Source organism: Caballeronia sp. HLA56 (genome assembly GCF_054655155.1).
Genome location: NZ_BAAHOB010000004.1, coordinates 367,599 through 383,841, shown reverse-complemented (window position 1 = coordinate 383,841; position 16,243 = coordinate 367,599). Strand labels below are relative to the sequence as shown.

Below are 16,243 nucleotides of genomic sequence, written 5' to 3'. Positions count from 1 at the left end.
CGTTATTCTGGATACGTAGATCAACGAGGAGTCGACCAAGATGACCGAGACGCAGGTGAAAACACCGGAAAGAACAGTATTTGATGCTTTAAAGCCGTTCAGGCATGTCACTCGCCGTCGTGAAATCGTTCGGCAATTCACGCCCAATTGGTTTGCGTTGACGATGGGAACGGGGATCGTCTTTCTCGTCCTTCTCGCCGCGCCTTTTCGTTTAGCCGGTCAACACAGGGTTGCGGAGGCGTTATGGATGATCGACATCGTGTTCTTCGCCGTTTTCTCTATCTTTTTCATGGCGCGCCTGATTCGGTTTCCGGAAACGATCAAGCCCATGCTTGACCATCCGGTGCAGTCGATGTTCTTGGGCGCGATCCCGATGGGACTGATTCCCATCGTGAATGGTCTGAGTGTGTTTGGTCCTGAGCTTTTCGGCCCGGCAGCACTGAGCGTGGCGCATGCGTTGTGGTGGATCGACGCAGGGCTGGCGGTATCGATTGCATGTCTCGTGCCGTATCGCATGTTCACGACGCAGCAGCATTCGACCGAACAGATGACTGCCGTCTGGCTCTTGCCAATCGTTGCACCTGAAGTGACTGCGTCCAGTGCCGGCGTGCTCGCTCCGCATCTTTCGCACAGTGCCGCGCAGTTGCTGGTCGGGTCGGGTTATGTGCTCTGGGCGATTTCCGTACCCCTTGCATTTTCAATCCTGACAATCGTGTTTTTGCGCCTCGCGCTTCACAAGCTTCCGCATCGCGATATGGCGGCGTCGTCGTGGCTCACGCTGGGTCCGATCGGGACCGGAAGCCTTGGTCTGCTGCTGCTCGGTCAAGCTGCGCCTGCCGCATTCGCCGGCACGGCGCTCGAACAAGTCGCAATCGTGGCTAGGGACTTCGGACTGCTGGGCGGCCTGCTTCTGTGGGGCGTGGGCGTGTGGTGGCTCGTGATCGCTGTCATCTTGACTGTGCGCTATCAGCGCGAAGGCATGACGTTCAACATGGGATGGTGGGGGTTTACGTTTCCGATCGGCGTGTATACCGCTACGACCTTCGCGCTGTATCGGCTCACGCAGTTCTCTCCATTTGCAGTCATCGGTACGGCGCTTACAGTCGCGCTGATCGGGTTCTGGCTGATCGTGGTGAGCAAGACGCTCAAGGGAATGTGGCACGGCAACCTTTTTCAGGCACCTTGCCTTGCTACGCCCAGGAAATAAAACGGTTGTCCCCGGGTGGATCAGAGTGAGCCGGAGCAGGGCGATGATCTTCAACGACTCGATTTACTCCATGACTCCAGCACCCATTGGCGCTCCATGAGCGATTCCGAAGGATCTGAGGCGCTTTCAGAAGCATGCGATCTGCTCCGAGACTCGGAGGCGCTTCAGCGACGGATCGCGCTCCTCGATCAACCGCATATCAAACCCTTGACCCGATTCGCCGAAGAGCTGTCCGCGCGAAGCAGTGCAGTTCCCTATTTCGATCCGCTCGACGGCGGCTGCGAGGCCAAGGTGCTTGTGCTTCTCGAGTCTCCGGCAAGACTTGCATCCCGGCCGCGGTTTGTATCGCTGGACAATCCGGTGCCCGCGCAACGCAATCTCAAGCGCTTTTTCGATGAAGCGGGATTGGCTCGTCGCCAGAGTGTGTTGTGGAACGTGTTCCCATGGCTACCGGCGTCAGACGGGCCACGCGAAACCTTGACGATCGGTGAGATTGAGCGGGGGATCGGCGAATTGCCATCGTTGATCGGACTGTTGCCCGATTTGCGCGTGATCGTATTGGCAGGTCGCAAAGCTCAACGCGCGTTCTCTATGCTCACACAGTTGCCGGGTTCTCCTGTGATTCTTACGACGCCTCATCCGAGTCCTCTTGCCGTGTGCCGGTTCCCGGACGTTGCAACAAATATAGTGGAAACGCTCAAGCGGGCCGCACGAGTAGCCGCGTCCCGATAATGCCGCAAGCGGTGCTGGCGCTGACGTTTGTCTTGCCACAAGTGGTAAACCCTTTGTTTGAAAATATCTGGGAATAAACGGCCCATAAACGGCGTTCGCCCGTTGCCACTTACCTAATCAGGAACATGCACGATGGCTTCGAATTCCCCGGACTGGCTAGCCGCCACACTGTCGTTAGCTGGCGCCCTCATTTTTCTGCCCGCAAGCGCTACCGCTTATGCGGGCAACGCACCATCGGATGCTTCGTCCGCGGAGGCTTCATTTCTATCCGAAAACGATACGGCGATGTCGACCATGATGGCGAACATGGCGGTCAAGCCGAGTGGGAATATCGACAATGATTTCGTGGCGATGATGGTGCCGCACCACCAGGGCGCTATCGATATGGCGCGCGCCGAACTGCAATATGGAAAGAACGAGCAGTTGCGCCGCATCGCGCAAGAGATCGTGGTTGAGCAGCAGCAAGAGATCGTTGCGATGCATCTGGCGATCGGTTCGAGCGTATCGACTTCAGCGCCCGGCACAGCTGGTAGCGCAGACCGGGCGTCCGATATTGCACATGGAAAAATGCAGTCCCCTAAACATAACAGCATGTCTATGAAAATGAACCAAACGCCACAATGAACCGCATTCCTGCAGTCTCGACGCTTTCAGCCCTGGTCGCGCTCGTCTTTGCGCCAGTTGCCCTCGCAGGGCAGGCACCTGGAAAGGCTTCTGCCGCCGACATACCCATCAGCCATCAGGATCGCGTCTACGCGGCCGAGCAGTTTTCTAATACCGTTTCCGTCATCGATCCTGCCAGCAATACGCTAGTCGGCTTGATCAAACTCGGCGATCCGTCGCCCGGCAATTTTAGCCCGCTCTACAAAGGCCAGGTGCTGGTTCACGGCATGGGCTTTTCGCCAGACCACAAGACGATCGCCGTGGTCTCGATCGGCTCTAATTCAGTTTCGTTCATCGATACCGAGACCAACGCGCTCAAGCACGTGACGTATGTCGGACGGTCCCCGCACGAGGCGTTCTTCACGCCCAGCGGCAAGGAGGTTTGGGTTACGGTGCGAGGTGAGAATTACATCGCCGTGCTGGATGGTTCGACCTACGAAGAGAAATCTCGCATTGTCGTGCCGGCGGGACCTGGCATGCAGATCTTCTCGCCCGACGGGAAATACGGGTATGTCTGCTCGTCGTTCAATCCGGAGACTGTCGTGATCGATGTCGCGACTCATAAGATAGTCGGCCACGTTACGCAGGCCAGTCCCTTTTGTCCGAATATCGCCGCCACGCCCGATGGCAAGCAGGTGTGGTTCACTTTAAAGGATACGGGCAAGACGCAGGTATTTAACGCCCAACCACCGTTCAATATCCTCAAGACGATCGATACCGGCTCTATCAGCAATCACGTCAACTTCGCACGCAATAGTAACGGCTCTTATGCCTACGTGACGATTGGCGGTACCAATGAAGTCAAAGTGTTTAAAACCGATGACTTCTCCCAGATCGCGACGATTCCCGTCGGAAAACTTCCGCACGGCATCTGGCCATCAGGCGACGGCACACGCATGTACGTCGGTCTTGAAAACGCCGATGCGATGACTGCGATCGACACGTTGACGAACCAGGTGATTGCCACCGTGCCAATCGGACAAGCGCCACAAGCGGTTACCTATGTACCGAATGCCGTTCGAATGGGTGATGGCACCCAGAATACGCAGCCGCTCGGTGTGGCAGGCAAAGCGGCGCATCTGACGATGACGGCGGTGGGAGACTCGTCCACGTCAGCAAGCACGACCGCGCCAACGAGCGTGTCACTTTTTGATCAGGGCTTAGTTCAGGTATTGCAAGCGTCGGTCACGGGACTGCAGCCCAAGAAACCCTATGTCATTGCGCTTTCAGACCACCCTGATGGAAGCGGCGAGCTGGAACCGTTGGCGAACTTCATGAGCAACCCGGCGGGTTCAGCGATCGTCAACGCAATCGGGCAAATCCGTCAGATCGTGCGGCCAGAAGCGAAAAGCGCCACGAGCACGCAAAGATATCTAGTCGTTGCTCCGCGCGACGCAGAAAAAATCGGCGCTGCCGTTCAAGTGCAGTCGAATTAAAAATCGAAGCTGTTCGAATCAAGCAAACACGGGCGGCGCAACAACTACTTATATCGTTAATGGTAGCGCGCGGGCGCCGGCCCTACGTAAGTTGTGTTCAACGTTATCCCGGCAACTAAGGGAATGGCGGTTGCACACCGCTTAACCGCCGCTTGCACCACGCTATGCGCTGAGACCGCTTCGGGTCGCGTCCGGAAGTTCGGACCGAGGTCGCCAGTGATTCGCAGCGCTCGTGCTGTTATTTCCGGCAACCGGCCACGAGCGGACGGTCGACGCCGACGCCTAGATCGTGGACAATTTCCGTGTCCGTCTTTTGATGAACGAGTGGCGTGATAAGGGAGAGCTGATGGGACACGAGTTGGCCGATGATGAACTGGAACTGTACCGACGAGTGGACGAAGTTCTGTTCTATGTTTGGGACCCGATTGGCGTCGCGACAAGCCCGACAGCACGCGACGAGTATTATGGGTACCTGCCCATCGTTTTTTCAATGTTACAGGGTGAGGGAGCGAATGCGTCGATAATCGCTGCATACCTTGACAGCATCGCGAGCGAGCGAATGGGTCTGGATGCGAATCCTGAACATTCCAAGCGCGTCGCCCAATTGCTGCTCGACTGGAAACCGAAGTCCGAACAATTTTTGCACGGCCGAAGTGAGCCTACGGACCAACTCAAGCCCTTAGCGTCGATCAGGCTCAGCTTCCACGAGCGGCCAACAGCGGTAACTCTACCTGCCGACGCGAATCGTCGACAACGGTGTAAATTCCACTCCTGCGGCCAAGGTCGTCCATTCAAACACAATGAGCCCATTCGTCTGGAAACTTTGCGAAGCGCCAGTACTTGGACTGTTGGCTTGGGCTCCAAATCTGTGCGCGATTCCTCCGCTAATCGAATCGTCAAACGTGTCGCTGGCACCTGCGACTTGCGCAATCGATGCGAACGTAACGACACGCGTCCCGGTCCGGAAAGGTTATCAGCCTGCATTGATGGTTAGGCGGGCGGGTGCGGCAGACACGGCAAAGAGCGGTGAAACCGTCAAGCTAAAGCGTGCGGAATCCAATTCAAGCTCGAAGCGCGCGATGGAGAATGTCCCGCAGATCAGCCCAGAACAACGAACCCCGTTCAGGGTGACGGTTACTAACTTGGCTAACGGGCGCATAGTATCGAGCACGATAGCGGGTTTATCGAGTAGGACGGCGTATAACCAAACAATGAACGAGTACCAAATTGGTGGCCTTATCTGGCTCGTTCCTGGACGCTATCACATTGCGGTTTGCACCTTGAGCAAAGGACTTGAGGATCCTGCATCGATTTACGACATTGCTATCAGATGACATGCGACGCTGCCTTCGACTCTGACGGTCCAGTGTGTCGTTGACGGGCGAAAGACCGCTTTAGAGAAAGCCGTATGTCCCTTGTGGGTCAAATAACGGCCGGACCGTGCTATTTCTGACGTTGGAAACGCAGTCGTAAAGTCAGAGTTAAGGGAACCAAAAACCGGATAGTTCAGACTTGAGTGAACCAGCAATTTAGACTTGTACGAGCGCGGCAGCTGCAAAGCCCAGCGCTCGCTGATGCGAGAGTTCGCTCAACTCTGAACTTCCCGCGGCACGCGCCGTTCTCGCGTCGGCGCAGGCAGGAAATCGAGAGCCACTGCGAGGAGCGGTCGGAAAATCGGAAAATCGGCGGGTGAGGAAGGACGGGAGGTAGGGGGTGATCGAGAGAGCGGGCACGATCTGCCGGCTCAGTTCGGCCACATCGCGGCCGCTATTTGGGCTCGGGCGTCTGATTGAGGCTCATTCGTTGCTCGTTTAATAATCAAGATGGTTGCTGGTAATCGTTCCAAGCGAGGTCACAATGAACACCCAAAACGTTGCCCGGTTGGACGAACAGTCAGAACGCGAAACGCCAATCGTCCTGCTGATCGACGATATGGAGGACATTTTCGCGGTGTGGTCGCTGGTGCTTGAGGCGGAGGGGATTACTGTCTTCACATCTCAAGACGGTGTGGACGGCCTCGAGAAGGCGCGCGTCTACCGGCCGGACGTCATTGTTTGCGATCTTATGATGCCGGGCTTAGACGGCCTGGAGGTGTGCGCGACTATCCGGCGCGACGCAACCTTAAGCCATGTCTTCATCATCCTCTGGACAGCCGCACATGGTGTGAGGGCGGGTAATCATGCAGACTTGGTGGTTGAGAAGCCTGTTGAGGTTGAGCCGTTCCTAAAACTCATTCGTGACGTTGTACGGCATTAGACGATGGTGCGACCAGCACACGCGCGAATTTCGTTCTGGAGTAGCCCCCTTAATCTCAGGACACGAGAACTCTTTTAGAATTCGGGATATCTTGTGTGGTCGCGTGACCGTGGACCGTAGCAATGCGCGGCGGTGTTCGAACGGCTCTGAGTTCCGGTGCGACGATGGCCAGCGCTTCAAGGGGCAACTCTTCAATGCGCGGGGAGTATGCGGACCGCAACGTTCGGCCATGCTTGCATAGCGACCTGAAGGGCTGAGGGTTGGTCACCGAAGATTAGCACCTCGGTCCCGGCTGCCCGCAAAATTTCCACCTGCCAGCTATCATCATGACGGGGGCGCACGATAACATCTTGAACGTTCACACCTTCTCTCGAAATCATCTTTGTCGCTTTCTTGGAAGTCGCTTATGCGACTATTTTGCATGACGATTCGCTTCATGTGAGCCAATATTCGTGGAGAATTTTCGTATCAGAGCATTCGAGGGAAATTCGACTGAAACGAGGTGGACAAGAGGTGGTCAAGCATTGGATAGCTTCTCGTGTGCCAACCAATACCAGCATGCGCGTTAGTGCTTTTTATGGACCAGCGAACAAGACCGACTGTACCGACCGAAAAGCCCGACCCCGCCACTCTTTTCGAGATGCTGGCGGATGCGTATGTCGTGTTGAATCGCGAACATCAAATTGTGTTTGTGAATTACGCCTATCTCCAGCTGATCGGACAGTCAAAAGAGACTTTGATAGGTCGCTCAATCTTCGACGTGAACCAATATGGCGATGGCGCTCAACTCGCCGGCCGTGCAGATTGGATCCACTCTATGCTGGCCGGTCTGGTGCCAGGGCAGACACGATCGTCGCCGTACTTCCGCGCGGACTGGCCGTCGTCAGCTGAGAGCCAGCAACTCGTGCCGCGTTTTTGGAAGTTGAAGGCCAGCGTTATCGATATTCCCGATGATGGGCGTCGCTATTTCGTTCTACGAGTGAGCGACGTCACGTCCAGAGTGCAACGACGTGAGGCGGAGCAGCGTGAAAAAGCGCGCTTGCGCTCGCAGGCACAACTTCGGCAGATTGTAGCGGCCGACAAAGAGAAGCAACTCAGGGAAAGTCGCGAGCATCTCTCCGAGGTTCTTGCTTTCGCCAAGGTCGGTGCATGGCAGCGCGACATCGCGACCGGCGTGGTTGTCTGCACCGATCAATGCAAATTGAACATGGGCATTCCACCTGCAGAGGAACTGAGCGAGAAGCGCCTGTTTACGGAGCTAGTCCACTGGGAGGATCGACGTCGGACGCGCAGTGAATTGATCGCATCGATCGCCGAGCGACGTGACTACAAGGTCGAGTTCCGGGTGATCGATACAATGGGCTCGACAAGGTGGCTTTTGGCCGGTGGTCGAGCACGCTACGACGAAAACGGCTACGCCACGCATATGCTGGGTTTCACGCTCGACATTACCGCGCGCAAGGAGCAGGAACTGGAGCAGCAGCGCATCGCAGGGAGTGAGCGCGTGGCACGCGTGCGCAGCGAGGACAATGCACGCGCAATGGATCACTTTCTCACGGCGGTGTCTCACGAACTACGCTCACCAATCAGCGTCATCCTTAGCTGGACGGAGTTACTAGCTCGCTCCGGTGACAAAATCGGCGTAACGCGCGCCACTGAGACGATCCAACGAAACGCAAAGCAGCTGTCATTGATGGTCGACGACCTGCTGGATAGTGGTGCGATCGTATCGGGCAAGCTGTCGATTCAGCTGGCCCCTGTGGCCCTGGATACGCTGGCACGCGACATAATCAGCGATCTGCGTCCGCAGGCGCAACAGAAGGGTTTGACGCTGGAAGGGCCGTTACTTGAGCCGAGCATCGTCGAGGGCGACGCAGCACGTCTGAAGCAGATTGTCTGGAACTTGGTCACCAATGCCATCAAATTCTGTGATGCCGGTGCGATCAACGTGTCGGTAACCCATGCGGGAAAGCAGGCGGTCATTACGGTGCGTGACACCGGTTGCGGGATCGCGCCTGCATCGATCGCTACAATCTTCGATCGCTTTGAGCAGATCCGCCCGAAGTCGTCAGGTCGTGTGGGAGGGCTCGGACTTGGACTTTGGCTCGTCAAGACGCTGGTCGAGCGCCATAACGGAACAATTGAAGTACGAAGCGAGGGGGAAGGGCACGGCGCGACTTTCACAGTGTTCCTTCCGCGTGAAGTTTAACTGGATGAACGGACCGCTTGGAGACCGTACACGGCAGTTACGAACCTCACGATCTATTCGACGTAGGTTTGCTTTCGTTGAGAACGATCCAGAAGGTGCCGATATCCCGAATCGCATCCATGAAGTCTTGAAACTCCACAGGCTTGACAACGTAGGCATTCACACCGAGATCGTAGCTCTTGAGTAAGTCAGTCTCCTCGCGGGATGAGGTAAGCATCACGATCGGAATATGTCGAAGGCGATCATCTGCTTTGACGGCGGCTAATACTTCGTGCCCGTCGAGTCTCGGCAATTTCTTATCCAGCAATATCACTGCAGGATGGATGTCAGGACGGCCGGCCCACTCGTTTTGACGACGCAGATAGTCGATGGCCTGCACTCCGTCCCGAACGACATGCACGGGGTTCTCAACGCCTGCTCGTTCAAGGGCGAGCAGCGTAAGTTCAATATCGTTCTCACTGTCCTCAACAAGCAAGATTGTCATTCGCACGGTCGCTCCATCGATACTACTCATATTGCGCAAGCACTCTACGTATTGTCCCGTCTGCACTTTGTCATTGTAGCGCTGGCTGACTTTGTGTCACTGGCGTCGCGCCGTTGGTCCTCAAATGAATTCCGATCTTGTTGGTCTGTAAGCGACTCGGCTGGGCCAGTTCCTCATTCGTGCGCGCGTGAGGCATGATGGTGATGGTGATGGTGATGGCGTGCTGGAATTCATTTAGATCACGGGCGATCGTGGACACGATCCATCCAAATCTTCAAATCTTCCAGATCTATCCGGTTAAGGTGTAGGCGGAGTGGCCGGCTTCAGTTTGTCGGCCACGTTCCAGGGCAGCAATTCGTCGATGCGTGAGATCTTGTGATCAGCGATGTGGGTCAGGACGTATTCGAGGTAGGCGCGTGGGTTGATCCCATTTAGCTTTGCCGACCCGATCAAGCTATACATCGCGGCGGCCCGCTCGCCCCCGCTGTCGGAGCCGACGAACAGATAGTTTTTGCGTCCGAGCGCGACACAGCGCAGCGCGTTCTCGGCAAGCACGTTGCTGATCTCGACTTGACCGTCCTCGCAGTAGAATACGAGCGCGGACTTCGTCGACAGCGTCGCGAGTTTCGCCCTGATCGTCGCTTCGAACTACGTGAGCAACGGCTTGGTTTTTTCCTGCCTCAAGCGCAGCCGCTCGTCAGGCGCCTTGCCCCGGATGTCGGCTTCGATACTGTAGAGCTCGCCGATCATCTCGAGCAGTTGCTGGGTATCTGGAGTCGGTGTGCGCGCGTGAACATCGTAGATGTACCTCCTCGCGTGATCCCAGCATGCCGCTTCGTGGATCTCGCCGCTCGCATACAATTGATCGAAACCGGCGTAAGCATCGGCCTGCAGGATCCCGCGGAATGCGGCGAGCCGGATCTGGGGATGTACGCCTTTGCGATTCGACGAGAAGTCGAACCATACTGCAGCCGGCTCAGTCGAGCCCGAGCGGTGATCGTCACGCACGTAGACCCAGAAGCGACCGGTCACCGTCTTTCCGTTGCCTGGCGCGAGCACCGCAACCGGTGTGTCGTCGACGTGTACTTCGCCGGCGACCAGCACGTAGCGCTGGATTGCTTCAACAAGCGGCCCGCAGAGCTCGGCGATCTGCCCGATCCAGCGGCCCATGCTGGCGCGATCCAGCGTCACGCCGTCGCGTGCCGCAATCTCCGATTGGCGATACAGCGGTTGGTGATCGGCGAACTTCGATACCGCAATGTCGGCCAGCAGGCTCGGATGCGCGATGCTGTGCTCGATCGGCAGGCTGGGCATCGCGGGCTGTTCGATGTGACCGCAGTCAGGACAGCACAGCTTGTGACGGATCGTGCGGATCACTTTGAACGCAGCCGCCACGCGCGCGAGCTGTTCGGAGACATCCTCGCCGAGTCGCTGCATCGTTGTCGCACACTTGGGGCAAGCCGGATTCGGCGTGAGTTCGATTTCATCGCGTGGCAAGTGCGGCGGCAGCGGCTCTCGCGTGGGCGCTCGACCGGGCGGCGCTGTCGACGTCTTGTCTCGGTGTCCTCGCGTCTCGGCCGCGCCCTGACCGGCCGTCAGGTCTTCCAGCTGCGCCTCGAGTTTATCGATCTGCCGGGCCAGTTTCTCGGACTTGCTCCCGAAGTACATCCGTCTGAGCTTGTCGATCTGCGCCTTCAGGCGTTCGATTTCGTCGTCCCGTGCGGCGATCTTCCGCACCATGTTCTCGATCGACGCCTGCTGCTCGAGCACCAAAGCCTGGAGCTCAGCGACGGTGGTGGGAAGCGGCGCATCTCTGGACATGCGTCGCAGTTTACGAGCCTTCGATCTGGTTTACAACATCAACAGAGCAGCGGTGCGTTGCGGGTGTCGCCAGTCGATGCCTTCGAGGAGCATCGACAGCTGTGCGCTCGTCAGATGGATCTTTCCACCGTCGGCCTGGGGCCAGATAAACCGGCCTCGCTCCAATCGTTTTGCGAGCAGCCAGAGGCCATCGTCGGTCGCCCCCAAAGCAGCTTCACGAGATCGCCGCGGCGGCCGCGGAAGATGAATACGTTGCCACCCAGCGGATTCTCTTCGAGCGCTGTCTGCACTTTCGCGGCCAGCCCCTAGTGTAGTGGTCAACTAATCCCGGACACTGCGTTAAGTTTTTCTTCCGCAACAGCTGGTGCCAGTCCGTCGTTGAACTGATGCGGTCGTTTCCAGTTGTACCGGTGCATCAGATAGTGGCTGATATCCCGGTGCGCTTCCTGCGCCGACATGTATCCCACTGACGGCAGCCATTCCGTCTTGAAGCTGCGGAACAGCCTTTCCATCGGGGAGTTATCCCAACAATTTCCTCGACGGCTCATGCTCTGCTGTATCCGATAGCGCCAGAGGCGCTGACGGAATTTCCGGCTTGCATATTGGCCGCCTTGATCCGAGTGAAACAGCAAGCCTTGCGGTCGACCACGCTGCTCATAGGCCATCTCCAACGCCTGTGCGACCAGATCGGCATCAGGGCGTGTCGAGAACGACCAGCCAACAACCCGACGCGTGAACAGGTCGAGTACTACGGCCAGATAATGCCAACGGCCCTGCGCCCAGACATACGTGATGTCACCACACCAGACCTGATTCGGCGTACCAACCTCGAATTCGCGATTGAGATGGTTCGGGATATCGATCCGCGCGACCGTGGCTTGCTTGTAGATATGGCGCCCCGGCTGCTTGCAGATCAACCCGAGCTCTTCCATCAAGCGGCTGACCTTGAAGCGGCCAATCGCCGTACCTTCCTCACGCATCATGCCCATGATGCTGCGACTGCCAGCAGAACTTCGACTCTCGATGAACAGCTCATGTACTCGGCTACGCAGTGCCATGCGCTCGGCATCAACGCGTCGGGCTCGCCCTCGGTGGGCATACAGGCAGGACCGCGATACGTCGAATACCGCGCAGATCAGTTCGACCGATTCGCTTGCGCCAATCTGATCAATTACTTCGTACGTTCGATGCCTTCCGACATCAAGAGCGCGGTAGCCTTTTTTAAAATGGCCTTCTCACGCTCGAGGCGTTCGATACGTGCCTCGAGTTACTGAATACGCTGTTGATCCGGCGTGATTGCCTTGCCCTGTGGCGTGACGCCCTGGCGTTCCATCTGAAGTTGCTGCACCCAGTGGCGCAGCACCGTCTCGCCGACGCCGACCGAGCGGCTTGCTTCCATATGGCTATAGCCCTGGTCGAGCACCAGACCGGCGGCTTGCTGTTTGAACTCCGGGGAAAACGTACGTCGTTGCTTGCTCATCAGACACCTCTTCATGGCGACCATTCTCGCCTAAATCAGCGTCCGGATTCATTAGACCACTACACGATGTCATCGACTTCTTCCACGGCAAAGCCTTGCGTCGTACGGGCAAATTCAGTCACCAGAAGTATCCGGTTGCTCTCGCGCGCAACGCAACCGGTGACCTTCGCGAGATTGATGACAGGAATGATTCCGCCGCGGACATCAGCAACACCCAGAATCATCTCGGATGAACAGGCGACTTCCGTCAGGACCGGCATCGCGACGATCTCGCGAACCTTGAAAACCTTAATGCCGTAGAGTTCACGAGCCCCGCCTCTTTGGTGAGGCGCCTAGCCGAAACAGCAACAGTTCGAACATGTTGCTACCCGCGAGCCGCACCCGCTGCTCAATGTCATGCTGATCGTTATGCATCGAGGCTCCTTCGAAGCCGAGTTACCGTGAACCTGCTTACGGCACTTCCATCGCTATTCTGAAGGTGGAATTTCCTGGTAGTGTTAGCGGCTTCGATCTGCTTATCTGCCGTCAATTTCGAATAGCAACGCTGGGCGCATGCGCAAGTCGAGACGATGCGCGTTGCGGTTTTGTAGTTGTTTTAAGTCGGTGGCGAAAGGTTAGAGAAGTAGATGGAAATGCACGCGATATGAACCGGATATGGCAAAAACAGAACTTTGGCTCTTCCGTTTAGCTTGTGTCGAGATCTTTCCACCGCGTTTTTTCACTGCCTTACGGGCGATCGTGGTTGCGTTCGAACGCCGCGTTTCTTGCGATAGTAAAACCCGCATGGCGAAAAAATATGGCAAAAGTTAAAGTTTTCCAGTCACGTTGTCGTAAAGGCGAGCATGCCGGGCAGGAAAACTTGCGCCCGACCTAGACGGCTTCCATCTGCATCGTCGCCATAACCGAACAAGGGACTTTTCATGAAAGCGCTACGGAATATAAGAATCGGGGCGAAGCTCGCCATGGGTTTCGGGATTGCCTTGCTGGCTCTTTGCTTGATCGGCGCGCTTGCGCTGGTTCAGGTATCGAGGGTCTATCAAGGAACGGCCGATCTGGCTGGCAATTGGTTGCCAAGTGTGCAGACGCTCGGTGATGTTCGTGCCGCAACAAACGCCGTTCGCCGCGGCTCGATGGGGGCGCTGCTTGCGACCAACGCGCAAGAAAAAGCGGCGCAGGCGAAGAAGCGTGGAGACGCAGTGCTGGCGCTTGAACAGGCGCTCAACAAATATCAGGGGCTTATTTCGTCGCCTGAAGAAAAGCAACTCTTCGAAGACTTCAAAGCGGCCTGGCGGTCTTACATGACAGTCGACGACAAGATCAATGCGCTAAACGATCAGGAGCAACTTGCCGAGGCACGGGAACTGGCAGCGAACGTATCGTCTGGGCTTTTCGCAACGGCTGCCGACTTGATCGGCCGAGACATTGCGCTTAATTCGAAGGGCGCGAATGACGCGGCGGCGGCAGCGGGTACTGAATATCAAAAGACGCTGGTTTATACCGCTATCTGCAGCGTATTGGCTATCGTGCTTAGCGTTGTTGCCGCCGCTTTCATTTATCGGGCAATCGTCGCACCCATTCGCCGCTCGCTTGAAGTTGCTGAAACCGTTGCTCAGGGCGACCTGACGTCGGTCATCACCGATGACGGCAAGGACGAGACAGGCCAATTGCTTCGCGCTCTCGGGCACATGAACGAGCGCCTCGGGGATATCGTCGGTCGCGTTCGCAGTGGCAGCGAAAGCATTGCAACGGCTTCGGCGCAGATTGCAGCGGGCAACACTGATCTGAGCCAGCGCACCGAAGAACAAGCGGCTTCGCTTCAGGAGACGGCCGCCAGTATGGAAGAGTTGACGTCAACGGTGAAGCAGAACACCGAGAATGCGCAGCAGGGCAATACGCTTGCCGCGAATGCATCTGAAGTGGCGGCCCGCGGCGGTGCAGTCGTCAGCCGCGTCGTGGATACGATGAGAGACATCAGCGCGAGTTCGACCAAGGTATCCGAGATCATCTCGGTCATCGAAGGAATTGCATTTCAGACAAACATCCTCGCACTCAACGCGGCCGTCGAGGCTGCACGGGCAGGTGAAGAAGGTCGTGGCTTCGCCGTGGTGGCGGGTGAGGTTCGGACGTTGGCGCAGCGTAGCGCAACGGCCGCCAAAGAGATCAAGGACCTGATCGACGCGTCGGTGCAGAAAGTCAGCGCAGGCTCGCAACTTGTCGACGAAGCGGGTCACACGATGAATGAGGTCGTGCAATCGGTCAAGCGCGTGGCCGACCTGATGGGCGAGATTTCGGCGGCATCGTCGGAGCAACATACCGGCATCGAGCAGGTCAATGTCGCGGTCTCGCAGATGGATGAAGTCACCCAGCAGAACGCCGCGCTGGTCGAACAAGCGAGTGCGGCCGCGCAATCGCTGGCGCAGCAGTCCGGCTCGCTTCGGGACATGGTGTCGATTTTCAAGGTCGGCCACGTCAATCGCATTGTGGCGGAAGCGTTGGCCGAACCTGTGCGTGAGGTCATTCGTCCTCGCGCGGCTGCCACCGCCGCCTGTGTTGCGTTGCCGAAGAAAGCGGCATCTGCACCGGTTCAAAGCGCTAAGGTGAACCGCGTACGAGAACCGAGCGAAGGGGACTGGCAGTCGTTTTGACGATGAGCGGCGCAGTGAGACCGCACGACGTGGACGGGTGTTTGCGACCCGCGTTGCAGGGGAAACAACGGCATGAGGACATGGGCGTGTCACTGCTTGCGGTCTATGGCACGTGGCAATTCGAAGGAAATGTGCGACATCGATGGCCAGATGATGGCGTTGACGTTGCCGGTTTCGTCTTTGAGCGTCACGAACATCACACCCTTGGCGGTGCCCGACCGCTGCCGCACGGTCAAGAGTCCGCATCCGCGTGCAAGGCAGCTGTCGCGGCATGCGCGCAATGTCGATGCCGGTATGAGCTTTTGTTCAAGCAGAACCGGACGCAAAAGAGAAAGCGGATGACGGCCCACCGTCAGGCCCGACGACTTGTTATCGCTGGCGATATCTTCCGCTTTGGACGGTGCGCCGGGCATCAATCAGGACGAACAGCTTGGACGACGTTCCGGCGGAACCCGCGGCGGTAGCGGTTCCTGATCGCGACATGCTAGGCCGATCCCCGTATTCGTGCATCCAAAGGATCTCGTGGACTTTGCACGTCAACGGGTAACCGAGGCACGTGTTGCGGACATTCTGAAGCCGCACGGTGATGACGTTCTGCTCGAACCTACATGCGGCGCATTTAACGTGACTGTTCGAGCGGGGTACGGGCAAACCCGCTTACGAGTGTGGAATGCGCTGTGGATGCTTGAGGTCGATATATGAGGGTGATCTGCGTCACGGTGAACGCGAGAAGTGCGCGCTCACGTGGGGCAGCGCGCTCATCATCGCGCAGATGATGGGTTCGAGCGCCGTGTTGGACGACGGCGTCAGGATGCCGATCCTTGATCGATTTATTTGCATGCCGGGTCTCACCTCAACGCGCACTAATCGGCCAGCAGGGCTTTGATCGAGGCCGGGGATCACACCGTCATCGACGACGACGCGCCCGATCACGATGTTGGATCGCACGCTTGCCGGCTCGCCTGCCGTCACCGGCGCAACCGCGAGATCGTGAAAACCATAGAAGCGCGGATCGTCGACGTCATACAGCACGAAGTCCGCCGCTATGCCGATTTCGATCGGGCCGACCGCATCGAGGCCGAGCGCGCTTGCGCCGCCCGCGCTGCCCCAGTGAATGGTCTCTTCAACGGTCGTCGCTGATGCGCCGTGCGCCGCGCAATGCACGACCGCCGCGCGCAGGCCCTCCGTTGCGCAGATTTTGACGCGGCTTCGCGGTTTGATTGACTGTTCAACAGTGTCCCGGCGAAAGGTCCAGTCCTCACGACCATCGATGTCCCGTGAGCAGACAAGCGCGTGATGCCCAAGAAGGC

At 57.5% G+C, this 16,243-nt stretch carries 11 protein-coding genes and 7 pseudogenes; 8 read left to right on the top strand and 10 right to left on the bottom strand.

The features are described 5' to 3' along the window. The first annotated feature begins 40 nt into the window (after positions 1–40). The 7 genes from ACYQ47_RS17860 (at position 41) to ACYQ47_RS17830 (ending at position 8,503) form a co-directional block, all read left to right on the top strand. Positions 41–1,207: a TDT family transporter gene (locus ACYQ47_RS17860; protein WP_459906252.1), complete on the top strand. Its 1,167-nt coding sequence runs from the start codon at positions 41–43 to the stop codon at positions 1,205–1,207. 96 nt (positions 1,208–1,303) lie between these two features. Continuing rightward, complete coding sequence (locus ACYQ47_RS17855; RefSeq protein ID WP_459906250.1) at positions 1,304–1,939, top strand: uracil-DNA glycosylase; 636 nt, start codon at positions 1,304–1,306, stop codon at positions 1,937–1,939. A gap of 132 nt (positions 1,940–2,071) precedes the next feature. Further along, positions 2,072–2,563 carry a DUF305 domain-containing protein gene (locus tag ACYQ47_RS17850; protein ID WP_459906249.1) on the top strand — a complete coding sequence of 164 codons (492 nt, stop codon included), beginning with the start codon at positions 2,072–2,074 and terminating at the stop codon, positions 2,561–2,563. Next, positions 2,560–4,038: a YncE family protein gene (locus ACYQ47_RS17845; RefSeq protein WP_459906248.1), complete on the top strand. Its 1,479-nt coding sequence runs from the start codon at positions 2,560–2,562 to the stop codon at positions 4,036–4,038. The genes ACYQ47_RS17850 and ACYQ47_RS17845 overlap by 4 nt, the downstream gene beginning before the upstream one ends. 289 nt (positions 4,039–4,327) lie before the next feature. Beyond that, positions 4,328–5,032 carry a hypothetical protein gene (locus ACYQ47_RS17840; RefSeq protein WP_459906247.1) on the top strand — a complete coding sequence of 235 codons (705 nt, stop codon included), beginning with the start codon at positions 4,328–4,330 and terminating at the stop codon, positions 5,030–5,032. 863 nt (positions 5,033–5,895) lie between these two features. Next, a complete protein-coding gene (locus tag ACYQ47_RS17835) occupies positions 5,896–6,294 on the top strand; it encodes a response regulator (protein ID WP_459906246.1) in 399 nt (132 codons plus the stop codon). Positions 6,295–6,871: 577 nt separating this feature from the next. Further along, positions 6,872–8,503, top strand: coding sequence for a PAS domain-containing sensor histidine kinase (locus ACYQ47_RS17830; protein WP_459906245.1), 1,632 nt, complete (start codon positions 6,872–6,874; stop codon positions 8,501–8,503). Between the two features lie 46 nt (positions 8,504–8,549). On the opposite strand, the gene ACYQ47_RS17825 is transcribed toward ACYQ47_RS17830, so the two are convergent. The 7 genes and pseudogenes from ACYQ47_RS17825 to ACYQ47_RS17795 all read right to left on the bottom strand — a co-directional run. Beyond that, entirely contained in the window at positions 8,550–8,987 is a 438-nt protein-coding gene (locus tag ACYQ47_RS17825; RefSeq protein ID WP_459906244.1) for a response regulator, read from the bottom strand. 70 nt (positions 8,988–9,057) lie between these two features. Beyond that, the gene (locus ACYQ47_RS17820; RefSeq protein ID WP_459906243.1) at positions 9,058–9,246 is read right to left on the bottom strand and encodes a hypothetical protein; all 189 of its coding nucleotides are present in this window, start codon (positions 9,244–9,246) and stop codon (positions 9,058–9,060) included. A gap of 38 nt (positions 9,247–9,284) precedes the next feature. Further along, positions 9,285–10,808 (bottom strand): annotated as a pseudogene (gene tnpC / locus ACYQ47_RS17815) (IS66 family transposase). A gap of 30 nt (positions 10,809–10,838) precedes the next feature. After that, the gene (tnpB, locus tag ACYQ47_RS17810) at positions 10,839–11,015 is read right to left on the bottom strand and encodes an IS66 family insertion sequence element accessory protein TnpB (RefSeq protein ID WP_459906242.1); all 177 of its coding nucleotides are present in this window, start codon (positions 11,013–11,015) and stop codon (positions 10,839–10,841) included. A 20-nt stretch (positions 11,016–11,035) separates the two neighbouring features. Continuing rightward, a pseudogene (locus ACYQ47_RS17805) lies at positions 11,036–11,110 on the bottom strand (hypothetical protein); the annotation flags it as partial. Positions 11,111–11,125: 15 nt separating this feature from the next. Beyond that, positions 11,126–12,288: pseudogene (locus tag ACYQ47_RS17800) on the bottom strand (IS3 family transposase). A 62-nt stretch (positions 12,289–12,350) separates the two neighbouring features. Next, positions 12,351–12,702: pseudogene (locus ACYQ47_RS17795) on the bottom strand (chemotaxis protein CheW); the annotation flags it as partial. A 506-nt stretch (positions 12,703–13,208) separates the two neighbouring features. Between ACYQ47_RS17795 and ACYQ47_RS17790 the strand changes: the two are divergent. Beyond that, positions 13,209–14,933, top strand: coding sequence for a methyl-accepting chemotaxis protein (locus tag ACYQ47_RS17790; protein ID WP_459906241.1), 1,725 nt, complete (start codon positions 13,209–13,211; stop codon positions 14,931–14,933). Positions 14,934–15,070: 137 nt separating this feature from the next. Here the strand turns inward: ACYQ47_RS17790 and ACYQ47_RS17785 are convergent. The 3 pseudogenes from ACYQ47_RS17785 to ACYQ47_RS17775 form a co-directional block, all read right to left on the bottom strand. Further along, a pseudogene (locus tag ACYQ47_RS17785) lies at positions 15,071–15,340 on the bottom strand (hypothetical protein); the annotation flags it as partial. A gap of 293 nt (positions 15,341–15,633) precedes the next feature. Further along, a pseudogene (locus ACYQ47_RS17780) lies at positions 15,634–15,773 on the bottom strand (Asp/Glu/hydantoin racemase); the annotation flags it as partial. 45 nt (positions 15,774–15,818) lie between these two features. After that, positions 15,819–16,106: pseudogene (locus ACYQ47_RS17775) on the bottom strand (amidohydrolase family protein); the annotation flags it as partial. Positions 16,107–16,243 lie beyond the last annotated feature (137 nt).